General features: G+C 59.2%; 21 protein-coding genes. 9 read left to right on the forward strand and 12 right to left on the reverse strand.

The window, feature by feature from the left end; translation table 11 throughout:
* Positions 1-13: 13 nt before the first annotated feature.
* Positions 14-1,159, reverse strand: a complete 1,146-nt coding sequence (ydcS, locus tag ACQUTP_RS02820) for a putative ABC transporter substrate-binding protein YdcS (RefSeq protein ID WP_049003826.1) — start codon at positions 1,157-1,159, stop codon at positions 14-16.
* Between the two features lie 305 nt (positions 1,160-1,464).
* A complete protein-coding gene (locus ACQUTP_RS02825) occupies positions 1,465-2,877 on the reverse strand; it encodes a PLP-dependent aminotransferase family protein (protein WP_032453089.1) in 1,413 nt (470 codons plus the stop codon).
* 720 nt (positions 2,878-3,597) lie between these two features.
* Here ACQUTP_RS02825 and ACQUTP_RS02830 point away from each other — a divergent pair.
* The 5 genes from ACQUTP_RS02830 (at position 3,598) to ACQUTP_RS02850 (ending at position 6,891) form a co-directional block, all read left to right on the forward strand.
* A complete protein-coding gene (locus ACQUTP_RS02830; RefSeq protein WP_023318407.1) occupies positions 3,598-4,995 on the forward strand; it encodes a cytochrome ubiquinol oxidase subunit I in 1,398 nt (465 codons plus the stop codon).
* On the forward strand, positions 4,995-6,005 hold the full coding sequence (gene cydB / locus ACQUTP_RS02835; RefSeq protein ID WP_032456154.1) for a cytochrome d ubiquinol oxidase subunit II: 1,011 nt from the start codon (positions 4,995-4,997) through the stop codon (positions 6,003-6,005). Before ACQUTP_RS02830 ends, cydB begins: the two co-directional genes overlap by 1 nt.
* Positions 6,005-6,130, forward strand: a complete 126-nt coding sequence (locus ACQUTP_RS02840) for a DUF2474 domain-containing protein (RefSeq protein WP_004202785.1) — start codon at positions 6,005-6,007, stop codon at positions 6,128-6,130. The genes cydB and ACQUTP_RS02840 overlap by 1 nt, the downstream gene beginning before the upstream one ends.
* Before the next feature lie 96 nt (positions 6,131-6,226).
* Entirely contained in the window at positions 6,227-6,508 is a 282-nt protein-coding gene (locus ACQUTP_RS02845; RefSeq protein WP_069734148.1) for a hypothetical protein, read from the forward strand.
* 149 nt (positions 6,509-6,657) lie between these two features.
* Positions 6,658-6,891, forward strand: coding sequence for a DUF2554 family protein (locus tag ACQUTP_RS02850; protein ID WP_017900476.1), 234 nt, complete (start codon positions 6,658-6,660; stop codon positions 6,889-6,891).
* A 12-nt stretch (positions 6,892-6,903) separates the two neighbouring features.
* On the opposite strand, the gene ACQUTP_RS02855 is transcribed toward ACQUTP_RS02850, so the two are convergent.
* The gene (locus ACQUTP_RS02855) at positions 6,904-8,865 is read right to left on the reverse strand and encodes a peptidase U32 family protein (protein WP_004202789.1); all 1,962 of its coding nucleotides are present in this window, start codon (positions 8,863-8,865) and stop codon (positions 6,904-6,906) included.
* 33 nt (positions 8,866-8,898) lie between these two features.
* On the opposite strand from ACQUTP_RS02855, the gene ACQUTP_RS02860 reads away from it, so the two are divergent.
* Positions 8,899-9,066, forward strand: a complete 168-nt coding sequence (locus ACQUTP_RS02860; RefSeq protein WP_032431237.1) for a hypothetical protein — start codon at positions 8,899-8,901, stop codon at positions 9,064-9,066.
* Between the two features lie 10 nt (positions 9,067-9,076).
* Here ACQUTP_RS02860 and ACQUTP_RS02865 read toward each other — a convergent pair whose 3' ends face one another.
* On the reverse strand, positions 9,077-9,646 hold the full coding sequence (locus ACQUTP_RS02865; protein ID WP_428902345.1) for a helix-turn-helix domain-containing protein: 570 nt from the start codon (positions 9,644-9,646) through the stop codon (positions 9,077-9,079).
* 184 nt (positions 9,647-9,830) lie between these two features.
* Here ACQUTP_RS02865 and ACQUTP_RS02870 point away from each other — a divergent pair, with 184 nt between their 5' ends.
* Complete coding sequence (locus tag ACQUTP_RS02870) at positions 9,831-10,997, forward strand: benzoate/H(+) symporter BenE family transporter (RefSeq protein ID WP_335888006.1); 1,167 nt, start codon at positions 9,831-9,833, stop codon at positions 10,995-10,997.
* Here the strand turns inward: ACQUTP_RS02870 and ACQUTP_RS02875 are convergent.
* The gene (locus ACQUTP_RS02875) at positions 10,974-11,843 is read right to left on the reverse strand and encodes an AraC family transcriptional regulator (RefSeq protein WP_004202793.1); all 870 of its coding nucleotides are present in this window, start codon (positions 11,841-11,843) and stop codon (positions 10,974-10,976) included. The two genes, ACQUTP_RS02870 and ACQUTP_RS02875, sit on opposite strands and share 24 nt — an antisense overlap.
* A gap of 185 nt (positions 11,844-12,028) precedes the next feature.
* Between ACQUTP_RS02875 and ACQUTP_RS02880 the strand changes: the two genes are divergently transcribed.
* The gene (locus ACQUTP_RS02880; protein ID WP_285755894.1) at positions 12,029-12,925 is read left to right on the forward strand and encodes a DMT family transporter; all 897 of its coding nucleotides are present in this window, start codon (positions 12,029-12,031) and stop codon (positions 12,923-12,925) included.
* Between the two features lie 47 nt (positions 12,926-12,972).
* Here ACQUTP_RS02880 and ACQUTP_RS02885 read toward each other — a convergent pair whose 3' ends face one another.
* The 3 genes from ACQUTP_RS02885 to tehA all read right to left on the reverse strand — a co-directional run bounded on the left by ACQUTP_RS02885 (position 12,973) and on the right by tehA (position 15,501).
* Complete coding sequence (locus ACQUTP_RS02885) at positions 12,973-13,641, reverse strand: DUF3313 domain-containing protein (protein WP_004202796.1); 669 nt, start codon at positions 13,639-13,641, stop codon at positions 12,973-12,975.
* A gap of 262 nt (positions 13,642-13,903) precedes the next feature.
* On the reverse strand, positions 13,904-14,500 hold the full coding sequence (tehB, locus tag ACQUTP_RS02890; protein ID WP_285755892.1) for a tellurite resistance methyltransferase TehB: 597 nt from the start codon (positions 14,498-14,500) through the stop codon (positions 13,904-13,906).
* Positions 14,497-15,501 carry a dicarboxylate transporter/tellurite-resistance protein TehA gene (gene tehA, locus ACQUTP_RS02895; protein ID WP_004202798.1) on the reverse strand — a complete coding sequence of 335 codons (1,005 nt, stop codon included), beginning with the start codon at positions 15,499-15,501 and terminating at the stop codon, positions 14,497-14,499. Before tehA ends, tehB begins: the two co-directional genes overlap by 4 nt.
* A gap of 111 nt (positions 15,502-15,612) precedes the next feature.
* Between tehA and ydcK the strand changes: the two genes are divergently transcribed.
* On the forward strand, positions 15,613-16,593 hold the full coding sequence (gene ydcK, locus ACQUTP_RS02900; RefSeq protein ID WP_004202800.1) for a YdcK family protein: 981 nt from the start codon (positions 15,613-15,615) through the stop codon (positions 16,591-16,593).
* Here ydcK and rimL read toward each other — a convergent pair.
* The 4 genes from rimL to hglS form a co-directional block, all read right to left on the reverse strand.
* The gene (rimL, locus tag ACQUTP_RS02905) at positions 16,579-17,157 is read right to left on the reverse strand and encodes a 50S ribosomal protein L7/L12-serine acetyltransferase (protein WP_004202802.1); all 579 of its coding nucleotides are present in this window, start codon (positions 17,155-17,157) and stop codon (positions 16,579-16,581) included. The two genes, ydcK and rimL, sit on opposite strands and share 15 nt — an antisense overlap.
* Before the next feature lie 52 nt (positions 17,158-17,209).
* Positions 17,210-18,865, reverse strand: a complete 1,656-nt coding sequence (locus tag ACQUTP_RS02910; RefSeq protein ID WP_049003833.1) for a glucan biosynthesis protein D — start codon at positions 18,863-18,865, stop codon at positions 17,210-17,212.
* Between the two features lie 315 nt (positions 18,866-19,180).
* Entirely contained in the window at positions 19,181-20,686 is a 1,506-nt protein-coding gene (locus ACQUTP_RS02915) for a carboxylesterase/lipase family protein (RefSeq protein WP_023318416.1), read from the reverse strand.
* Positions 20,687-20,727: 41 nt separating this feature from the next.
* Positions 20,728-22,071 (reverse strand): 2-oxoadipate dioxygenase/decarboxylase HglS, encoded by a 1,344-nt coding sequence (hglS, locus tag ACQUTP_RS02920; protein WP_023318417.1) that lies wholly within the window; start codon positions 22,069-22,071, stop codon positions 20,728-20,730.
* Positions 22,072-22,150 lie beyond the last annotated feature (79 nt).

The raw sequence follows: 22,150 nt of genomic DNA on the forward strand, positions 1-22,150 counted from the left end.
TTACCTCCGATCCTTAGCGGCCGCCCATTATCGCAATGTAGTCCTGCGTCCAGCGGCTGTAGGGAACGTATTTCCCCCCCTCGGCAATCGGCGTTTTCCAGAAGTGGATGCGGGTAAACTGGTCATAGCCGTTGGTCTCACAGCCTTTCTCTCCGAGCAGCGCGCTGGCTTTACAGCCCTCAGGCACCACCGGCAACGAGCCGAACCAGGCCGCCACATCGCCCTGCACCTTCGGCGTGAGCGACCAGTTCATCCATTTATAGGCGCAGACCGGGTGCTTCGCCTCGCTGTGCAGCATGGTGGTATCCGCCCAGCCGGTCACCCCCTCCTTCGGAAATACGGTGGCGACAGGCTGGCCTTCCGCCTTCAGGCCGTTGGCCTGATAGGGCCACGAGCTGGAGGCGGCCACCCCTTCGTTTTTGAAGTCGTTCATCTGCACGGTGGCGTCATGCCAGTAGCGGTGGATCAGCGGTTGCTGGTCACGCAGCACCTTCAGCACCGCGTTGTACTGGGTTTCGGTCAGTTGATAGGGATCTTCGATCCCCAGCTGCGGTTGGGTGGCTTTGACAAACAGCGCAGCGTCGGCGATATAGATCGGGCCATCATAGGCCTGCACCCGCCCCTGATTGGTTTTGCCATCCGGAAGATCCTGCTTCACGAAGACCACGCTCCAGCTGTCCGGCGGCGTCGGGAATACGCGGGTGTTGTACATCAGCAGATTCGGTCCCCACTGATACGGCGTGCCGTAAACTTTGCCCCCGACGTTAAACCATGCCCCTTGCGCAATGCGCGGGTCGAGAGTGTGCCACCCGGCAATCAGCGCTGTGTTAATCGGTTGAACGCGTTTGCCCATGATCAGACGCAGCGAAGCATCGCCCGAGGCAGTCACCAGATCGTAGCCGCCCTTGGCCATCAGGCTAACCATTTCGTCAGAGGTGGCGGCAGTTTTCACATTAACCTGACAGCCGGTCTCTTTTTCAAACTGGCTGACCCAGTCGTACTGCTTGTCGGTCTGACCGCGTTCGATATACCCCGGCCAGGCAATAATATCCAGCCGCCCTTCCGGTTTATCCAGCGAGGTGAGTGGCTCAGCCGCCTGGACGGTCAGGCAGGCCATCCCCAGCACATAAAGGCTGCAACGGGCCAATTTTTTGCTCATCAGGTGTTACTCCTGTCACAAGGGAATTAGCGGCAGCCGTGCCGTAAAAATATCTCCTGAAATAAGGGTAGTCAGCGGATTAACGCCCTCGGGGGAATTTATTCAGGTTGTGACCCGGGACGCATTACGCAAAAATCGCCAACACAAGACTGACTTTATGGATTATAGACAACGAGTTAGAGAAAAAGGAGGGGTATGCGTATTTCCTATGGTGAGCGCCGGTAAAATAATGACCGGCCTCGATAAAAATCCATCTTCGTTTATTTTTAGCGATTGGTTATCGCGGCGAATAATAGCCAAAGCGATCAGGAAAGCTGCTCACGAATTAGCTCGCCCAGGCGCTTCACCCCCTGCTCTTCGCGTTCTCCCCAGCCCCAGGCGGTATTAAAGCGGAAAAACGAGGTCCAGCTGGCGGAGGTGGAGAACATTTTTCCCGGGGCGATGCTGATGTGCGACGCCAGCGCCCGGGCGCTCAGCACGCTGGCGTCGGCCCCTTCCGGTAGTTCGATCCACAGAAAATAGCCGCTGTCGCTGTGATGGATAGTGACTTCCGGCGGCAGATGGCGCAGCAGCGCCTGCCAGGCCTGCTGTTTACGTTCCGCCAGCTGGCGACGGAGACGGCGCAGATGGGCGTCATAACGTTTGGTCGACAGGTAATCCACCAGGGCTAACTGCATCGGCGAGCTGGTGGAGAGCGTACTCATCAGCTGCAGCTGCTGGATCCGCCGCGCCTGTTTCCCGGCCGCCACCCAGCCGATGCGAAAGCCGGGCACCAGACATTTTGAAAACGAACTGCAGTGCAGCGTCATATCCTGTTGATCCCAGAACTTCGCCGGCAACGGCTTCTCGCGGCCAAAGTAGAGCTCGCTGTAAACATCATCTTCAATCAGCATCACGTCATAGCGCGCCAGCAGCGCCACCAGCGCTGCTTTTTTTTCGGCGCTGAGGGTGAAGCCGAGCGGGTTCTGGCCGTTGGTCATCAGCCAGCAGGCCTTGACCGGATAGTTTTGCAGGGCCGCCTCCAGCGCCGTCAGGTCAATGCCCTCTTTGACGTCGGTGGCCACCGACAGCGCCTTCAGACGCAGCCTCTCCAGCGCCTGCAGGGCTCCGTAGAAACAGGGATTTTCCACCACCACCCAGTCCCCCGGCTCGGTCACCGCCTGCAGGCTGAGGTTTAGCGCCTCCAGCGCTCCGGCGGTAATGACGATCTCGTCGGGCGAGACGTTCATCCCCTGCAGGGCATAGCGCCGGGCAATGGCGTGCCGTAGCTCCGCGTTGCCCGGCGGCAGGTTCTCAATCACGCTCATGGCGGTGGCGGTTTTACTCACCTGCGCCAGCGAACGGTTAAGCTGCTGGAGTGGAAAGAGACGCGGGTCCGGGAAGGCCGAGGCAAAGGGCAGCATTGACGCCTGGCGGCTGGCCTGGAGCACCTCAAAGATGTAAGTATTGATATCGACCGCTTCATCGCGGGTCACCTGAGCAGGCGGCGCCGGCTGACGAAGCTTCACCGGCTGGGGGGCGACGTAATATCCCGACTGCGGTCGGGCGACGATGCGCCCCTGGCTTTCCAGTAGCTGATAGGCATGGCTGACGGTCATAAAGCTCATGCCGCTGCTGACCACCTGCTCGCGCAGCGAGGGGAGCCGATCGCCCGGCAACCAGACGCCAAGCGCGATCTGGTCGGTCAGCTGCTGCGCCAGCTGTTGATACTTTTTCATTGTCACCCTTTCCTTGCTGCAACCTCCCTTTATCATATATCAGTTGTTATAAATTAACACTTTTAAGTAACTGTTATGTAAAACAGCGCAACCCGGTCACACAGAACGCCCGCAGGAAAGGTTCACGAGAAAATTGTCCAAAAAAACGATATGATGCATAACCAAAAAATGAACATGATACTGATGGTAATACATAAGCTATGTAATCCTTTTTCTGACATGACCATTCCCTTTTATTGATATCCTGAGAATAAAATACAAAGCACGGCTAAATACGACAATTTAAAATTATTTAATTCATAATTAACTGACTCATCCTTTTTACTGATTCTCATACTAGCAAACGTGTGCAGACGTTAAATTCATTAATAAAGAACAGATAATAAAATGCTATATCTGTCGTAATCAGAGGATATTGCTCACAAAAATTAAACGACCGCGCTTTCCCGGGCAGCTATAGGTCTAAGCTGATCCGTAAGACTACGATAATACAGTGAAATAGATTATTAATATTTTCCTGGCCAACAATCTGGCTTTGCTTTCAGCGTTAAAAATGACGCTGTTCACCCGAGGGATCTCCATGTTGGCGGTCCCCGGAGACCGGCAAAAAGATCATAACAGCCGCCAACTGTTATGATAAAAAATGAACCGACTGCCTCTGCCCCCTTGCCGCCACCCTGCCTAAAATTGCGCTGAATCAATTTTGTTGTGGAGTCCTGCATGTTCGGTCTTGATGCATTCCATCTGGCGCGAATTCAATTCGCCTTTACGGTCTCGTTTCATATTATCTTTCCCGCCATCACCATTGGCCTGGCAAGCTACCTGGCGGTTCTCGAAGGCCTGTGGCTGAAAAGCAAAAATCCCACCTGGCGCTCGCTGTACCATTTCTGGTCGAAGATCTTCGCCGTCAACTTCGGTATGGGAGTGGTGTCCGGGCTGGTGATGGCCTATCAGTTCGGCACTAACTGGAGCGGTTTTTCGCAGTTCGCGGGCAGCATCACCGGCCCCCTGCTGACCTATGAAGTCCTGACGGCGTTCTTTCTGGAAGCCGGTTTTCTCGGGGTCATGCTCTTCGGCTGGAACCGCGTGGGGCCGGGGCTGCACTTTTTCGCCACCTGCATGGTGGCGCTGGGGACTATCATCTCGACCTTCTGGATCCTCGCCTCCAACAGCTGGATGCAGACCCCGCAGGGGTTTGAGATCGTCGATGGCCAGGTGGTGCCCGTCGACTGGCTGGCGGTGATATTTAACCCGTCGTTCCCCTACCGCTTACTGCACATGACGGTGGCGGCATTTCTCAGCAGCGCGCTGTTCGTCGGCGCCTCGGCGGCCTGGCATCTGCTGCGCGGCAATCAGTCGCCAGCGATCCGCAAGATGTTCTCCATGGCGCTATGGATGACGCTGCTGGTCGCGCCGGTCCAGGCGCTGATCGGCGATATGCATGGCCTGAACACCCTGAAACACCAGCCGGCAAAAATCGCCGCCATTGAGGGACACTGGGAAAACCCGCCAGGCGAGCCGACGCCATTATTGCTGTTTGGCTGGCCAGATATGGAGCAGGAGCGCACCCGCTACGGGCTTGAGATCCCGGCGCTAGGCAGCCTGATCCTCACCCATAGCCTGGATAAACAGGTGCCGGCGCTGAAGGAGTTCGCCCCTGAGGATCGCCCAAACTCCACCGTGGTGTTCTGGTCATTTCGCCTGATGGCCGGTCTGGGTATGCTGATGCTGCTGCTCGGGGTGCTGGCCCTGTGGCTGCGCCGCGGCGACCGGCTGTACCACTCGCGGCCGTTTCTGCGCTTCGCCCTGTGGATGGGCCCCTCAGGACTGATTGCCATTCTCGCCGGCTGGGTGACCACCGAAGTGGGCCGCCAGCCATGGGTAGTGTATGGCGTTCAGCGCACCGCCGAGGCCGTTTCCGCCCACGGCGATCTGCATATGTCGGTCAGTTTGTTGACCTTTATTGTGGTTTATAGCGCCGTCTTCGGCGTCGGCTACAGCTATATGCTGCGCCTGATCCGCAAGGGGCCGCAGGCGGTGCAACCCGCGACAACCGGTACGCCAGCCCGCCCGCTGTCCGCCGCTACTGAAGGTTATCTGCAGAAGGAGTCCCGCTAATGGGTATCGAATTATCGGTGATCTGGTTCGTGATTATCGTCTTTGCCACGCTGATGTACATCGTCATGGACGGCTTTGATCTGGGCATTGGCATACTGTTCGGCACGGTCCAGGGCAGCACAGAGCGCGACGTGATGGTGAACAGCGTCGCCCCGGTTTGGGATGGCAATGAGACCTGGCTGGTGCTGGGCGGCGCCGGTCTGTTTGGCGCCTTTCCTCTTGCCTACGCGGTGATTATCGACGCCCTGTCGATCCCCCTGACCCTGATGCTGATCGGCCTGATCTTTCGCGGCGTGGCCTTTGAATTTCGCTTCCAGGCCACGCCGTCGCACCGGCCGTTCTGGGATCGCGCCTTTTTCGGCGGTTCCCTGCTGGCAACCTTCAGCCAGGGCGTGGTGGTCGGAGCGGTGATTAATGGTTTTACCGTCAGCGGTCGCGCCTTCAGCGGCGGCATGTTTGACTGGCTGACCCCGTTCAACCTCTTTTGCGGACTCGGGCTGTGCGTGGCCTATGCGCTCCTCGGCGCCACCTGGCTGGTAATGAAGAGCGAAGGCGCGCTGCAGCAGCGGATGCGCAGGGCTTCGCGGCAGATGCTGGTCGCGCTGCTGGGGGTATTTGCCGTCATCAGCCTGTGGACGCCGCTGGCGCACCCGGCGATCGCCGCCCGCTGGTTCAGCCTGCCGAATCTCTATTTCCTGCTGCCGGTGCCGCTGCTGGTGCTCCTGATTAGCGCCTGGCTATGGCGCACGCTGCCTCTGCATGACCGCCATGTCTCGCCTTTCACCCTGACGCTGGGCCTGGTGTTTCTCGGCTTTAGCGGACTGGGGATCAGCATCTGGCCGCATATTATTCCGCCGTCGATCACCCTGTGGCAGGCCGCCGCCCCGCCGCAAAGCCAGGGCTTTATGCTGGTGGGCGCGCTGCTGATTATTCCGGTTATTCTTGGCTATACCTGCTGGAGCTATTACGTGTTCCGCGGCAAAGTCCAGCCCGGGGAGGGTTATCATTGATGAAAACCGTCTGGTCCAAACGTCTGCTGTGGCTGATCGCGCTGTGGGGAGGCAGCGTGCTGACGCTGGCCGCCATCAGCCTGCTATTTCGCCTGCTGATGACCGCCGCAGGTCTTAAAGTTTGAACCGGGATGCAGAGTATTCCGGATCTGGACTTCTCCATCTTGTCTTCACTTTTACCTGCTGAAATACGCGGACACATCAGAATAAAGGATATTGCTATGAAGAAGTTAGCTTTACTCTCCGCCGCGTTGACGCTGGGAATATCGTCATGGGCTTTCGCTGCCGACAACCCGCCGCCGCCAGAAAAAGGCGCGCACCATCAGGGTAAATTGCCGGCGAAAAAGGGCCAACACGACGGTAAGCAAGTGCAACACAACGGCAAGCAGCCGCAGCATGATGGCAAGCAGCCGCAACGAGACGGCAAACAACCGCAGCATGGTGGTAAGCAGCCGCCAAAAGGCGGCGAGCACAGCGGGAAACCACTGCCGCCAAAAGCGTAATCCCTCAGGCCTGGCCTTCTACGCCAGGCTTTTTTCACCCTCTTTCAGCAGACATTGACAAACCCTTGCCCTTCTTTGATAAACCGGGAAAAAAACCTGCACAGCCCCTGGCATAGTAAGCCCACGCCATTGATTCGCAGAGAAAAGGTATGTTGAGAAGAAGCACGAGTGCCCTGCTGTTGTTGTGCGCGCTATTTTCCGGGCATCTGCTGGCCCACCGTCAGGGGCACGATTACTTTCCGGTACAGGGTCTCGAACAGCAGCTGCTGCATGAGGCGGATAGCGATGAGCTTCGCAGCCGGTGCGAAGAGAACGCCGCCGACCTGCGCGAGCATCACCGCTGGCAGGACGCCCGCAAACCGCGGGCATCACACAGCCAGTAGCGTCGCCGCAGATCAGGCCCCTTTGCGCTTCGGCAGGGTCTTCATCAGCTCGTCAGGGCTAACGGAGGCCACGATGCTCCCCGGATGCGGCATTTTGAGGATATGGTTTTTGATCTTGCCGACCACGTGCATTTCGCACGGACGGCAGTCAAACTTCAGGGTCAACACTTCATCGCCATGGATCAGCTGCATCGGCGTGGCTTTCCAGCTCTTGATGGAGCCTTTCGCCTGTTTCGGACAGAGATTGAAGGCAAAGCGCAGGCAGTGTTTGGTGATCATCACCGGCACATCGCCCTTCTCTTCGTGCGCTTCATAGGCGGCATCAATCAGCTGCACGCCATAGCGCTGGTAGAACGCCCGCGCCTTATGGTTATAGACGTTGGCGAGGAAGGAGAGATGGGTCTCCGGGTAAACCGGGGGCGGCACGGAGACCGGCTTGCGGGTACCGCGCTGCCAGGCGTTGAGACGCGCGTCATCCAGCATTTCGGCGGTTTCACGACGCAGCTGGTTGAGCAGGCTGTTGGGAACAAACAGCGGCGGCAGGTTGACCTGCACATCGCGCGCATAATAAATGGTTTGCCCCAGTTTTGTGACACCGTCACGCAGGTTGGTTAGCGCTTTCTCTGCCTGGTTAGCTTCGGCAAACACCCCGTCAAGGGTATGGGTCACGCTGACGCCATCTTCACAGGTCATGGTGAGAACCAGCTGCTCCTGCCAGCCGCTTAGGGTGACGTCTACGGCGATGCGGCGTTCGCTGGAGGTCTTCAGCAGCGCCTGCTGCCAGTTGTGGTCGAGGTTGCGGTTAAGCGCCTGATGCGGACGCACTTTATGCAGATCCGCAGGCATCTCGTTCGGCCACACTCGATAGCGATTTTCGCCAGTTTTTTCCACGGTATTGGCGCGGAAACCCACCACTTCGCGCTTAATCATCACGTTAAGGCCGTCGCCGTTGGTTAACGGTTCGCTAACCTCGACGTCGAGATGGTCTTTACCCACCTTCAGCACTTCGCCCACCGGCAGTCCGATAAATTTTGGCGAATCAAAGGCGCCGATATCGCCTTTACGGGCATTAACGAAGTAGTCGGTGCTGCCGCGGTGGAAGGTTTTATCGGTGGACGGGATAAAGAAATGCTCAGTGCGGCCGGCTGAAGCGCGCGCGAGGTCGCCGCGGTCTTCGATTATGGCGTCCAGCATCTGGCGGTAGTGAGCGGTGATGTTTTTCACGTAGCTCATGTCTTTGTAACGGCCTTCAATTTTGAAGGAGCGTACCCCGGCGTCGATCAGCGCCGCCAGGTTGGCGGTCTGGTCGTTGTCTTTCATCGACAGGAGATGCTTTTCATAGGCCACCACGCGCCCCTGATCGTCCTTCAGGGTATACGGCAGGCGACAGGCCTGCGAGCAGTCGCCGCGGTTGGCGCTGCGTCCGGTCTGAGCGTGGGAAATGTAGCACTGGCCGGAATAGGCCACGCACAGCGCGCCATGGATAAAGAATTCAATGGTGGCGTCAGTATTATCGTAAATGGCTTTGATTTGACTGAGGTTCAGCTCGCGCGCCAGCACGATCTGGCTGAAGCCGGCGTCTGAGAGAAACTTTGCTTTCTCCACGCTACGGATATCGCACTGGGTGCTGGCGTGCAGCTCGATTGGCGGCAGATCCAGCTCCATGATCCCCATATCCTGAACAATCAGTGCATCGACGCCCGCGTCATAGAGATCGGTGATCAGCCGCTGCGCCGGCTCCAGCTCATCGTCATGCAGAATGGTGTTCAGCGTCACAAAGACCTTGGCGCCAAAGCGATGGGCGAAAGGCACCAGCCCGGCGATGTCACTCAGGCTGTTGCTGGCGTTGTGGCGGGCGCCAAAGCCAGGTCCACCGATATAAACGGCGTCAGCGCCGTGAAGGATCGCTTCGCGAGCGATACCGGCGTCGCGGGCAGGACTAAGAAGTTCAAGACGATGATTGTGCAGGCGCATACGCGTGTTGTTATCCAGTATAAGGGGGTCGAAATGGCGGCTATTGTAGTCAGAACCGGGCGCAGACGAAAACCTTTTCCGCCGTCGCGGGACGACGAATTTTCAGTTTTCAGCAAAGTATTGAAGGAAAAGATATTTCCTTCAAATCACCGTACAGAGTACTGTCATTACGTATTCCGGATTTTCCTCGTCACGTTGTGAGTGGTTATCATCAGTCATCTTGTCTGGCCGCGGGTTCGCCCGCGGTTTTTTCTTTTGGATAATGGATAAGCGAATGGAAATGAGCCGCCAGGACGCCCCTGTTCCGATAGGCATGCGCCGCATCGCCGGCGAAGCGCCGCCCCTCACCCGCCTGCAGCGAGTGCCACTCCCCCTGTAAGCAGAGCTCCAGAGTACCGCTAATCACCACCACATGCTCAATCACCCCTTGTTCATGCGGCGTCGATTCACTCAGCGCCCCGGGAGCGAGGGTTATCGAGAAATGATCAAAGCGCAGCTCCGGGTCCCACGGAAAGACCGGGGTTACCACCATCGCCTGCTGCTGCGGGTCAAACGCGGAGGGCGCCACGCTGTCATCCGGAACGATAAATGCCGAAAACGGCACGTTCAGCCCGGTGGCAATCTTCCACAGCGTCGCTACCGTCGGACTCGATTCATTCCGCTCTATCTGCCCGAGCATGGCTTTCGACACCCCGGTCTCTTCCGCCAGACGCGACAGGCTCCAGCCGCGCTGCTGACGCAGATGTTTGAGGGTGGCCGCCAGATGTTGCGCAATATTCATCCTACCTCCTGATTTTTCAGCCCAGAGTATACCCCCATTTGCCTCATTCTACAGGGCGATTAGCGGCATCGCGGGCCGTTTGCGACGAGCGCCTCGGTGGCGCTACCCTCACGCCGCGGATAGCTTGTGCGCTATAACGTACAATGATAGAGTAAACGGACGTTATAACGCACAAGAGAAAACTATGCGCTCGTTTACCGTTCCGCTTCCCACCCTGTTCGCCGGCTTCGTCGCCGTGCTGGTGGGCTACGCCAGTTCTGCCGCCATCATCTGGCAGGCCGCCGCGGCCGCCGGCGCCACGCCCGGGCAGATCGCCGGCTGGATGACGGCCCTGGGCCTCGCCATGGGCGTCAGCACCCTCGCGTTGAGCGGCTGGCGAAAAGTGCCGGTGCTCACCGCCTGGTCAACGCCGGGCGCCGCCCTGCTGGTCAGCGGCCTGCAGGGGGTGACCCTCCCCGAGGCGGTGGGGGTATTTATCTTCGCCAATGCGCTGATCGTCCTCTGCGGCGTCACCGGCCTGTTTGCCTGGCTGATGAAAATCATTCCCCATTCGCTGGCCGCCGCAATGCTGGCCGGCATTCTGCTGCGTTTCGGTTTGCAAGCCTTCGCCGGCTTACAGGATCATCTGCTGCTGTGCGGCGGCATGCTCGCCGCCTGGCTTCTGTGTAAGGCGCTGTGGCCCCGCTTCGCCGTGGTGGCCGCGCTGGCTGCGGGGGCGCTGATAGCCGCGATCTCCGGGGAAGTAGCCAGCGCCGCTGTGCCGCTGGCGTTTGTCGCACCGGAATGGATCGCCCCGCAGTTTACCCCGGCGCTGCTTCTCAGCGTCGGCCTGCCGTTCTTCCTCGTCACCATGGCTTCACAGAACGCGCCCGGGTTCGCTACCCTGCAGGCAGCAGGCTATGTCGTACCGGTCTCCGCGCTGATCGTTGTCTGCGGGGGGCTGGCGCTGCTGCTGGCGCCGTTTGGGGTCTACTCCATCTGTATTGCGGCGATCACTGCCGCCATCTGCCAGAGCCCGGAAGCGCACCCGGATCCTCAGCAGCGCTGGCTGGCGGCCATGGCTGCCGGCGGTTTTTATCTGCTGGCCGGTCTGTTCGGGGGATCGATCACTGCGCTGATGTCGGCCCTGCCGACAGCGTGGATCCAGATGCTGGCCGGCCTGGCGCTGCTCGGCACCATCGGCGGTAGCCTGTTTCAGGCGGTACACCAGGCCAGTGAGCGCGACGCGGCGGTGCTGACCTTTCTGATCACCGCCAGCGGGGTGACGCTGGCGGGAATTGGTTCGGCGTTCTGGGGCGTGATGCTCGGCGGAGTGAGCTACGGCGTGTTATCCGCGCTGCGCCGCCCGTAGCTGGGAGGGCGTCAGGCCGGTGGCGGCTTTGACCCGATGGCTGAAATGGCTGGCGGAGCTGAAACCGCAGGCCAGAGCGATCTCGGTGAGCGGCAGCGCGCTGTGGCAGATCAGGTTTTGCGCCTTCGCCATTCGCTGCTGCATCACATATTGATGCGGAGCCATATTCAGCGACTGGCGGAACATACGGGCAAAATGAAATTCACTCAGTCCCGCCTGCTGCGCCAGGTCGGCCAGGGTCAACGGCTGATCGAGATGAGCGTCGATCCAGGCCAGCACGTGACGCTTCACCCCTGGCGCCAGTCCTCCTGTGACCGAGGGCAAGCGCCACTGCACTGTGGAATAGTGCTGGATCAGATGGGTGAGCAACAAACTGCTGGCGGCGCTAAGTGTCAGCTGGTTCGCCGGCTGTCGCCAGTCATTAGCCAGCAAAAACTGACGATACACGCTGGTGATTTTGTCATCGCTGGCGAAGGTTTTTTCCTGAAGGGTGAAGTTAGCCGGGCTGCGATCCCACACTTCCTCCCCAACGCGGCGCAGATGCGCATCGGTACAATAGAGATGGACAAACGACAGATCGCCGCGGATATCCCAGACGCTTTCATCGCCTTTCGGCATCAGGCAAAAGCGATCCGGGCCGCCGCCATTCTTCCAGCCGTGCGGCGTCTTTTGATAGCTTTCATAACCATCGGCGATGTACAGGCTTAAGGTATGATGATCGCTGCGCACCGTCACGGTATCGCAGTTGTTATACCACGCGGCCAGTTGAATACCGGAATTCAGCTCCACGGTGCCCTTCAGCACCGCATTCTGTCGCCGTAATGTTTCAAACGTCCCGTAACCCATCGCCTTCACACATCTGTTCTGTCAAGAAAACTCTAGTCTAGGGAGACTGCGATGCGGTTTCCAGTCCTCACCGCCGGCAAAAGACAAATAAGCGCAAGAATTTGCAAGCCGACAACAAGCGGATGAAAGCCGCAGGTTGCGGCAGGCGGCATACTCCTCCGTTCAACAAGCAGAGGAGAACCAGGGTGAACGCATTACTTTATGCACTCGTTGTCGTTATCTGGGGGACGACGTGGATTGCTATTTTTTTACAGCAGGGGCCGGTGGCGGCGCCGGTATCGATATTCTGGCGTTTCGCCGTGGCCAGCGTCACAATGCTGACGATTCTGCTCGTCACACGACGTCTGCGGCCGCTGGGCGCGAAGGACCATTTCTGCTGCCTGCTGCAGGGCTGCTGCGTCTTCTGCTTCAATTTCTGGTGCTTTTATACCGCCGCCGCCTGGATCAACACCGGTCTGGAGTCGGTGATCTTTTCCATGGCGGTACTGTTTAACGCCATCAACAGCTTTCTTTTCTTCCGCCAGCAGCCGCCGGGACGCTTCTGGGCTGCCGCCGCGCTCGGTCTGGCCGGTATCGTCACCCTGTTCTGGGATGACCTGCTGGCCAACGGGCTAAACGCTACGCTACTGTGGGGGATCGGTCTGAGCGCGCTGGGCACCTATGGCTTTTCGCTGGGCAATATGTTCAGTATTCGTCACCAGCGGCGGGGGCTGGAGACGCTGACCACCAACAGCTGGGCGATGCTGTACGGCACGCTGGTGATGGTGGCTATCGCTCTGCTCCGCGGGGATAATTTCATGCCGGAGTGGACCGTCAGCTATCTTGGCGCCCTGCTTTACCTGGCGCTGTTCGGCTCAGTTGTCGCCTTCGGCGCCTATTTCACCCTTGTAGGGCGCATCGGCGCCAGCAAAGCCGCCTACAGTACGCTGCTGTTTCCGCTGGTCGCCCTGTCCATCTCCACCGTCTATGAAGGGTATGTATGGCACAGCAACGCCGTTATCGGACTGGCGCTGATCCTGTTGGGTAATCTGGTGATGTTTGCCAAACCGGAACAGCTGCTGCTGCGCCGAAAGCTGGCCTGAAACGGCGGAAGATAAATCAGCGCCGTCGGCAGACGGCGCTGACGAGATTACCGCTGGGAAGGGTCGAATTTGACGGCGTCTACCGCCATATCATCGATCACCTGCTTCATGGTTTCGATAGTCAGCGGCGTGTTTTCATTGGCCAGGGTTTTGCCCTCACCTTTACGAACCACTTTGATCACTGGCTTGTTGGTGCTGGCGTCAATCAGTTCGGCTTCAAAATAGAGGTCGGTGTCCATCGTACGATGGCCGGTGGCGGCTTGAGTACCGGCAACAATCATCGCTACCGGAACCACTTCATAGAACTGCAGCCCTTCTTTGCTGGAGTCCACTCCGGTAATCGCCCCGCGGAAAATAAGGCTACGCTTGCCGGCGGTGGTTGCCAGCGGTTTACGCTCGGAAATGGCCTGTTTGAGCTGTTTGTTGGTGTAATTCAAAATATCCTGCAGCGCCTTTTCACCCACCTGGGTCGTCGGCTTCGGTACTGGATAGTACGTTACCGGATGGTAGACGACATTATCGTAGTTGGCCGGATTGTAGTTTGGATCGATCCAACGCAGCTCCGACTTACCGGAGGCAGTGGTGGCTTCTTTCAGGTTGGAATAGTCTTTTAAAAAGCCCGAATACTGATTCGGTTGCGCCAGTTTGGACGCACAGCCCGTCAACGCTAACATCCCCGCCAGAGCGGCGACTTTAAATAACACGCGAGTACGCATAAAGAGATCCCTGTAAATGCAGTTTTTTCGGCAGACGTTATAGCAGATAAGACCCACTAGTTTTGTGACAAAATGAGGGCTTCGTCAAGGAAGATATACAAATATTGATGGGATCAACATTACGTTATTAAATAATTACTTAAAACGTTAACAGGTCGGCTTTAACCTTTCTTTTCAGCGAGGATTTTCGCGCTTCTTGATCCGAGGTGTATTCGTGAGAGGCGGCGCGGTCAATCTCAGTAATTACACGCGCCGCTGAGGATTATGCGGGCTTGCGCGCCAGCAGCGTGGCGAAGCGCAATTTGATCAGGTTGCCGCTGGCGTCGGTCCGATGCAGCTCACCGACGTCCTCATTATATTTCAGTAATTCCCAGTCCCGGTAGTACTCCCGAAGCTCATCGGGTTTAAAAGCAAACGGGAAGCCGACGGTGCAGGGATAGTCCTCGGTGTCCATCGCCGCGACAATCAGGTTATAGCCCCCGGCGGCGGTGCAGCGCTGCATATTGCCGATGAGTCCAGGGATGGTGTCAGGCTCGAGGAACATCATCACTACGGTGGAGAGGATCAGATCATACTCGCCGTCAAAGGCCAGGCTGTTGAGGTCTTTCACCGCGGTCTGCAGATTATCCAGCCCTTCGGCGGCGCGAATAGTCTCCAGATTGTTGATGCTCATCGCATTTTTATCCCACGCCGTCACCGTGAAGCCATTCGCCGCCAGATAAAGACTGTTACGTCCGTTGCCGCAGCCCAGATCCAGCGCCCTTCCCGGCGGCACAATCGTCGCGGCATGCAGCACCTCAGAGTGGGTGCGGGTCAGGCCATATTTTTCACTAAAATAATCCGCGTCTCGCGTTGTCATGATCCTTCCTTCTTATTCAGGAGTGTTTCCCGGTCGACCTGTAGCAACAGTTTCCCGCTGACCAACAGCAGCCCTGTGCGCAGCAGCAGCAGGCCGATGACCAGATTGCTAAAAATAAAGAGAGGCAGCGCCAGATGATGAAAAAAGCCGTCCGCCTTCGCCTGGCCCAGATGCAGGCCGGTGGTGGCCAGGGCGGAGATACCGAACGAGAAGCTCCAGAAAGAAGCATTGAACGGCTGGCGAAGATACCAGGGCATCAGACGCAGCATAAACAGCAGCTGTAACAGACCGTAGCCGAACAGCAGCTTAGCGAAGGTATCGGCCTCACCGCCGTTAACGCTGAGCCAGGCGCTGCAGGCCACCAGCGCAGGCGCCAGCTGGATCCCCAGCGACGTGCGCAGCGCGGTCGGCAGTTCGCCTGCGCTGCGCAGACGATGGAGGATAGCCGGCTCGAGGCTCAGCCAGGAGAAGACCCCGGCGCCAAGGAACACCAGTCCGGCGTCGGTAAACCCCAGCGCGCCGCAGGCCATCGCGCTGATAAAATTATTCGCCACCGTGGGCAGATACAGCCCCGGCGTAGTGGCCTCGCGAGGATGGTTTCCCCGCCACAGGCCGCCGCTTTGCCAGGCGGCATAGGCCAGCTGCAGCGCCACGCCCGGCACAAACAGCCCGATGGCCAGCGGTCGGCACCAGGGCGCCAGACCAATCGATACCAGCAACGTGGTGGCGGGAAACAGGCTGACGAAGCTGCTGCTGACCGGATGTCGCATCTCCTGCAGCACACTCGCCGGAAAGCGGATCGCCCGGCTGATAAACGCCATACTGAGCAGGACCCATATCGCTATCGCCAGCGTCACCAGCCCATCACCAATACTGCGGCTGACCGGCCAGAGGGTGCTGGCGTAACGCCAGGCAAAGCCCAACCCGATGGTGCCAAGCACCATGCCAAAATATCCCGCCGGCAGGTTAAGCACCTGCTGCGACCTATACGTTTTGTTCATTTTATTGATGTTATCAATTAAATTTGAAGTTGCATTCTAAAGGAACCTTATACCACGCGCTACGGCGATCTTTGCTATGTTTATGTTAACCATAAGTAATGAGGATCGGGAATGCGTAAATACCGTCTCAGCGAACAGACCCGGCAGTATTGTTACCAGGAAGAGGATGGTAAACAGTGCGTCACCCTGCGCCAGATCGTGGCGCTTATCGATTTCGCTGACGTCAAAGCGGGCAGCGAAGGCGGCTGGGTGGATGAAGAAAGCGCCCTCAGCCAGCAGGGAGAGTGCTGGATCTACGATGCCAATAGCGTGGTCTTCGCCGGGGCGCGCATCCTCGACGATGCCCGACTCAATGGCCCCTGCGTGGTCAGCCATGGGGCTATCATCAGCGGACGGGCATCCATTCACGCCTCGCAGGTCAGCCATCACGCGCAGATTGGTGACAACGTCACGATTAGCCAGAGTCTGGTGCGCGGCTACTGTCGCCTCGCCGATGAGGCTCGTCTTCTGCCCCACTGTCAAGTCATTGCCGCCCGTGGGCTGACCGCCGATCGCGACAAAGTGCTGCAGATTTATCAGCGAGCCACCGTCAGCGCGTCGCGCATTCTCCACCAAGCGCAGATCTATGGCGAGGCCTTCGTCGAACACGCTTTTGTCGAACATCGGGCGGAAGTCTTTGACCATGCCAGGCTCGAGGGAAACGAGGAGAACGACGTCTGGGTGTGCGATAACGCGCGGATTTACGGGCATGCCCGTCTGATCGCGGGACGCGGTGAGGACGCCATTCCCACCGTGCGCTACAGCTCGCAGGTCGCGGAGAATGCGGTGATTGAAGGCAACTGTCTGCTAAAGCATCGGGCGATGGTGGGCGGCGAGGCGCAGCTGCGCGGTGGACCGATTCTGCTTGATGATGACGTGCTGATCCAGGGGCGGGCTGTCATCGTCGGCGATGTGATCGTTGAGCACCAGGTCACTCTTGGGGACGAGGTGCAAATCGCCGCACGGGAAGGAGAAGCCATTCACCTGCGCGGCCCGAAGACCCTCGGCGGCCAACAGCAGATCACCCGAACGCCGCTGTTAGGCGCCCTGTAGCGCCTCGTCGCGGTCAATAATACGGGCGTAGATATTCTGATCGTCATAGCTGCCGTTCAGATACTCGGCCTGTCGGAGACAGCCTTCCAGAACAAACCCGTTACGCAACGCCACCTGGTTGCTGCGGGTATTCGCCACCCGACATTTGATCACAAACCGGCGCACCAGCCCGCTGCGGGCATAGTGGTGGATAAAGGCCTGCAGGGAACGGGACAGATACCCCTGCCCCTGGTGATCCTCATCGATCCAGTAGCCAATATAGGCCGTCTTATTCTGCGGCTCGATCTGGTTGAACGACAGAACGCCAATCGGCCGCTTTTCGAGAAACAGCAAAAACATTTTGGCGTAATCCCGCTGATGCAGCATCACGTTACCCTGCACATGGCGGCGGGTCTCCTCTTCGCTGCGCACCTCGCCGGCCCAGCTGAGCGACTGCTGTAGCCAGCGCTGGTTTTTCACCACCAGCTGGTGCAGGTCGCTGACGTAGCGTTCATCAATGGCGATAAGCGTCAGCGCCTCGGTCACCGGGATCGACTCCGGTACTGCTGGAATGTCTGTGGTCATGGGGCTCTCTACGGGCCCGCAGGGGGTGCCTGGGGCCACGGCTGTCACGGGGTTATTTCATGATCCGGTCGTCAATGTAGTTACGTTTATCCGGCGCCGGCGGGAAGTACTGATAGAGCCAGGTTTCGCTGATGGCTTCTCCCTGACAGCGCAGGAACAGACGCATCTCCACCGGGTCGGTCGAGTTGGAAGTCGGATACCAGTCGAAGAGGATCCGGTAGCCATCGAACGGCTCGACGTAGAGGATTTCAATCTGCTTCGCTTCGCCGCTGGAGAGGGTGATCACCGGTTCAATACCGCGCGGCGCGGCCGCTTTCAGATCGCCGCCAACAAAGTCGATGGCAAAACGACGCGCCCACTTGTCCGGGTAGTGTTCGCCCGGCGCCCATCCCTCCGGGAAGCCCCCCATCCCGGTGCGGGTGGCGAGCACACGCGCCAGCGGTGTGCTGACCGGCGGCTGTGCGCTCCAGTAGAGACGGTAGCGGAAGTCGAGTTCGTCGCCCGCCTTCACTGCCTTTTCCGGCTGCCAGAAGCAGACGATATTATCCAGCGTTTCACCGGTGGTCGGGATCTCCATCAGGCTGACCGCCCCTTTGCCCCACTGGTTACGCGGCTCAACCCACAGGCTGGGACGCTTGTTATACCAGCCCATCACGTCCTGGTAGTGGGAAAAATCACGGTCCAGCTGCAGCAGACCAAAGCCGCGCGGGTTCTTGTCCTGGAAGGCGTTGAACTGCAGCTTCTGCGGGTTGTTCAGCGGCCGGCAGACCCATTCGCCGTTGCCCAGCCACATCGACAGCCGATCGGAGTCGTGGATCTGCGGGTGGATGGTATCGCACATCCGACGCTCGTTGTTGCCGCAGCTGAACATGCTGGTCATCGGCGCGATCCCCAGCTGTTTGATATCCTTGCGGGCGTAGAGATGGTTCTCGACGTCCATAATGACCTGGGTATCCTGGCAGTGGATGGTGAACTTGTAGGCGCCAGTGATGCTCGGGCTGTCGAGCAGGGCGTAAACGGTAAAGACCGTGGCGTCCCCTTTGACCGTTTCGAACCAGAAAGAGGTGAAATCGGGGAACTCTTCCGGGGTATCGGTAAAGGTATCCACCGCCAGCCCACGGGCCGACAGGCCATACTGGTAGGTGCTGTCTACCGCGCGAAAATAGCTGGCGCCGAGAAACGCCACGATATCCCGGCGCGCCAGCTCAGGTGCTTTAAATACCCGGAACCCGGCGAAGCCGAGGTCGGACTGTCCTTCCAGCTGGCGGGTATCTACCCCGGCGTCATTGTACTTGAACAGCTCCGGACGGAAGTGGATCTCGCGCGCCTGCTGGGTGGCGGCGTCTAAAGAGAACATGCGCACGCGGCGACGGAACCCCATCCCGACGTGGAAAAACTGGATATCCAGTTTGCGTTCTTCAATGTTGTTCCATAGCGAGTGGTTAGCGTCATACTGAATGCTGTTATAAGCCTGCGGGGTGAGATTGGCCAGCGTCGGCGGCAGATCGCGCGGTGCCCCGCCCCACGGCTGGCGCGCCAGATCGTGGGCCATCGCCTGCAGCACGGCATAATCGAACCGACGCGTCTGCCCGTCGGCAATGCCCGCGTCTTCAGCAAACGCGGCCTGACTGAATAAGGAAGCGACTCCTGACGTTCCGCATACGGCGGCAACAGCCATGGAAGATTTAAGAAAACGTCTGCGGTTCATGCCTGAGAAAGCGTCCTTCTGCACGGGTGAAATGATTCGCAACGCGTCATCACGCTGCGTGATAATTTCCGCCCACTCTAGACAAAAACGATTAATAATCCAATTGTTGCCAGCAGAAAAACGGTAAAAAAGCCCTGTCTACCAGAACAGGCTGTTTTTTCATCGCCGGCGGAGGGAGAGCGCAATTTCTAACGCAAACCCGCCTTAAACAAAGCGGACAGCACTCTCCCGGCGCCCTGTCTCATCGCCGGGCCGTTTCTTAGCCACCCGCGGCCTGCAGCAGGGGCGTGCCCCGCTGAGCCGCCCCCATCCCCTTTATTCGAGGGTCACGTGGTGCTTCATCACCCGGCGAAACAGCGCCAGCCGGGCGCGCATAAAGCGATTCTCCACTTTAAACCCGGCACGCTTATGCAGGCCAATGCGCAGCAAACGATCCCGTCCGCGCAGGCACGCCGGCCAGCGCACCGCGCCGGCAAGCACCTGCTCGCCGCTGGCGACGCGGGCAAACTGGACCCAGTAGTCAGCGACCTGAGCGGCGAAGGCCAGATCCGCTTCACTGGCATACTGCCGCACCGGGTCGGTGAGCCGCAGGTTATCAAACACGTAGGGCACCTCGTTGCCATGCCAGGCGCCGTGCGGATAGGCGTCATGTTCCGCTTCCGCGACATAATCGAACCAGTACCGCCAGCACGGCTGGCCCACGCGCTGCTGGGCCTGCATCACAACATAGCCGAGGGTGGTAAACGCCATATCCCGACAGACTTCCCGCCCCAGCGCTTCATCGCCTTTTACGCCGGGATAGAGGAGTTTGATCAGTCCCAGACCCAGACGGCGCTCACGGCGCAGTTTCTGGATCTGCCCGGCGATGTCGACGCCAAACACCGCCATCACGCTGGCTTCATCGCTGTTGGAGCCGATGATCACCGGCATCGGATGCTGGCGCCCGGCAAAAAAGGTCTCCAGCATCGGCTGCGGGAGCACGATATCGCCTGCAATGGGCGCTGGCCCGATATTCAGCGGGGCGGAAAGCGACCAGAAGGCCTCCGCCGGGATTGCCCGCAGTTGCTCAGCGCTGGCCTGTGGTAAGGCGAAATGCTCCGCCAGCAGACGGCCTTTCTCCAGCGCCTTTTCCCGCGGCAGATCGGGTAAGGTATACCCGCTCTGAATAATCGCTTTATGGAACAACCCTTTCGCTTTCGGCGAGGCCATCAGCGACAGCACGCTGCGCGCCCCGGCGGATTCGCCAAACAGCGTGACGTTGGCGGCGTCGCCGCCGAAGGCGTGAATGTTTTCCTGGACCCACTGCAGGGCGGCGATCTGGTCGAGCAGCGCGAAGTTATACAGCCGCTCGCCCGCCTCTTCTTCCAGCGCCGGGTGGGCGAAAAAGCCGAGGTGGCCCAGACGGTAGTTGACCGTCACCACCACCACGTCGCGGCTGGCCAGCGCCAGGCCATCGTAAGGCGGCAGGCTACCGGCGCCGATGGTAAACCCGCCACCGTGCAGCCAGACCATCACCGGCAGCGGCTGCGCTGCGCTGGCGGGGGCCCAGACGTTGAGATAGAGACAGTCTTCGCTGAAGCGACCGGGATCCCCGCCGCCAAGTTCGCGGCAGTAGTCAATGTCCTGCCAGCTGGCGGCGGAAAAAGCGTCGGCCTGACGCACGCCCGGCCAGCGGGCGGGAGGCTGCGGCGCGCGCCAGCGCAGCGGCCCCACGGGCGGCGCGGCGTACGGAATGCCGCGCCAGATATGGATCCCCTGCTCTGCACTCCCGGCCAGCGTGCCCTGCCGGGTTTTCGCCAGCGGTTTCGACGGATGTTGCATAACCTGCTCCCTGTAAGGCTGATGCCAGCAGGTTACTGATTTTACAGCAGACCGCAACGTCGTTTGCTGCGCTCCTCCGCCTGCTGGTACAGTTCAAATTCATCCTGCACCGGACAACCCAGCGCCGCTTCAAAGGCTTCGCGGCTGGCATTCCCGTGGCTGCGGGCCTGGGTTTCGTTACCCAGATTGGACTGAAAAATGCCCGCCGCGCTGACCGGTAAAAAATCCTCATAGACGATAGGCTGGGCCACTATCCACCCGCGCTCGATCAGCGGCTGGGGATCGTCGCCCGGGCGAAACGCGTGGCGATGGGCCTCGCCAGCCGGCGTCAGGCGGTAGCGAAACCAGGCCAGCCCCTGCTGACGCAGCAGAAATTCGCTGTCGGGAAATTCGCGGAATACCTCCTGCAGATGCAGCTGGTGGCTGAGATTGTCTTTGCCGGTCCCTGCTGCCTGCAGCAATCGGTCGTATAGCGCGCGTCCTTTTGGCGTCAGCGCCACGCCGCGCTGCTCAATTTCGCCGAAGCGGGCGCTGTGAGTGCCGCGGTGTTCGCCGGCGAACATTACTGGCTCCTCAAGCGCCTTGAAGCTGGTCTGTCGCAGGAGGATCGGTACCTCCCGGCGCGGCGGACCTTCGATCAGGGCCTTTGGCTCAATGCCGCACTCCGGCATCAGGGCCTGCGCGCGGTCAATATCCAGCGTCCGCGGCGTGAGGTGGTTGATATGACATCCCGGGAAGCAGACCACATCGGCAATCAAGCGATGCTCGCGATGCAGCGCGTGGTAGGTCTCCTCATCGACGGTGGCATGCCGGTGCCAGCGGAAGGTCTCCAGCGCCTCCTGCACGAACTCGCGGGCTTCCGCAGGGGTGAACGCCCCTTCGGCCTCGTGCCGGGCGATCAGCGCCAGACAGCGGGGAGTGAATATGTTGCGCCGGGCGAGGATCGCCTCGGCTCGCTCACGCAGAGCGCGGTTTTCGATCAGCTCCAGACGCAGCAGCGAGGTAAAAACCCGAAACGGATTGCGCGCCAGCGCGGCATCGTCGACAGGACGAAACGCCGTGGAATGAACCGGCACGCCGGCCTGTGAAAGATCATAATAGCTGACGGGATACATCCCCATGATGGCAAACATGCGACGTAGCGTCGCCAGTTCCTCCGCTGTGCCCACGCGGATCGCCCCGTGGCGCTCAACGTTCAGGCGAGCCAGCTCGTCGGCGTTGGCCAGTTGTTCATGCAGCTTCGGATTATTTTCCAGTACCGCCAGGTTGACGTCAGCCACCAGCTCCAGCAGCGTCCCGTACTGCGGAACTTCCTGCTGGTACATGGCCGACATGGCCTGCGAAAACTGCTCCCGAATCTCATCAGCCGTGATGGTGTTCGCCATGATGTGTTACCTCCAGTGAATACTTCCTGGAGTGTAGGAAAGCTGCCTCCCGGCGGGGGGAAGAATTTACAAACTGTGA

It is taken from the genome of Klebsiella sp. 2-CIP_Kleb., from assembly GCF_050378715.1.
Taxonomy (GTDB): Bacteria; Pseudomonadota; Gammaproteobacteria; order Enterobacterales; family Enterobacteriaceae; genus Klebsiella; species Klebsiella quasipneumoniae.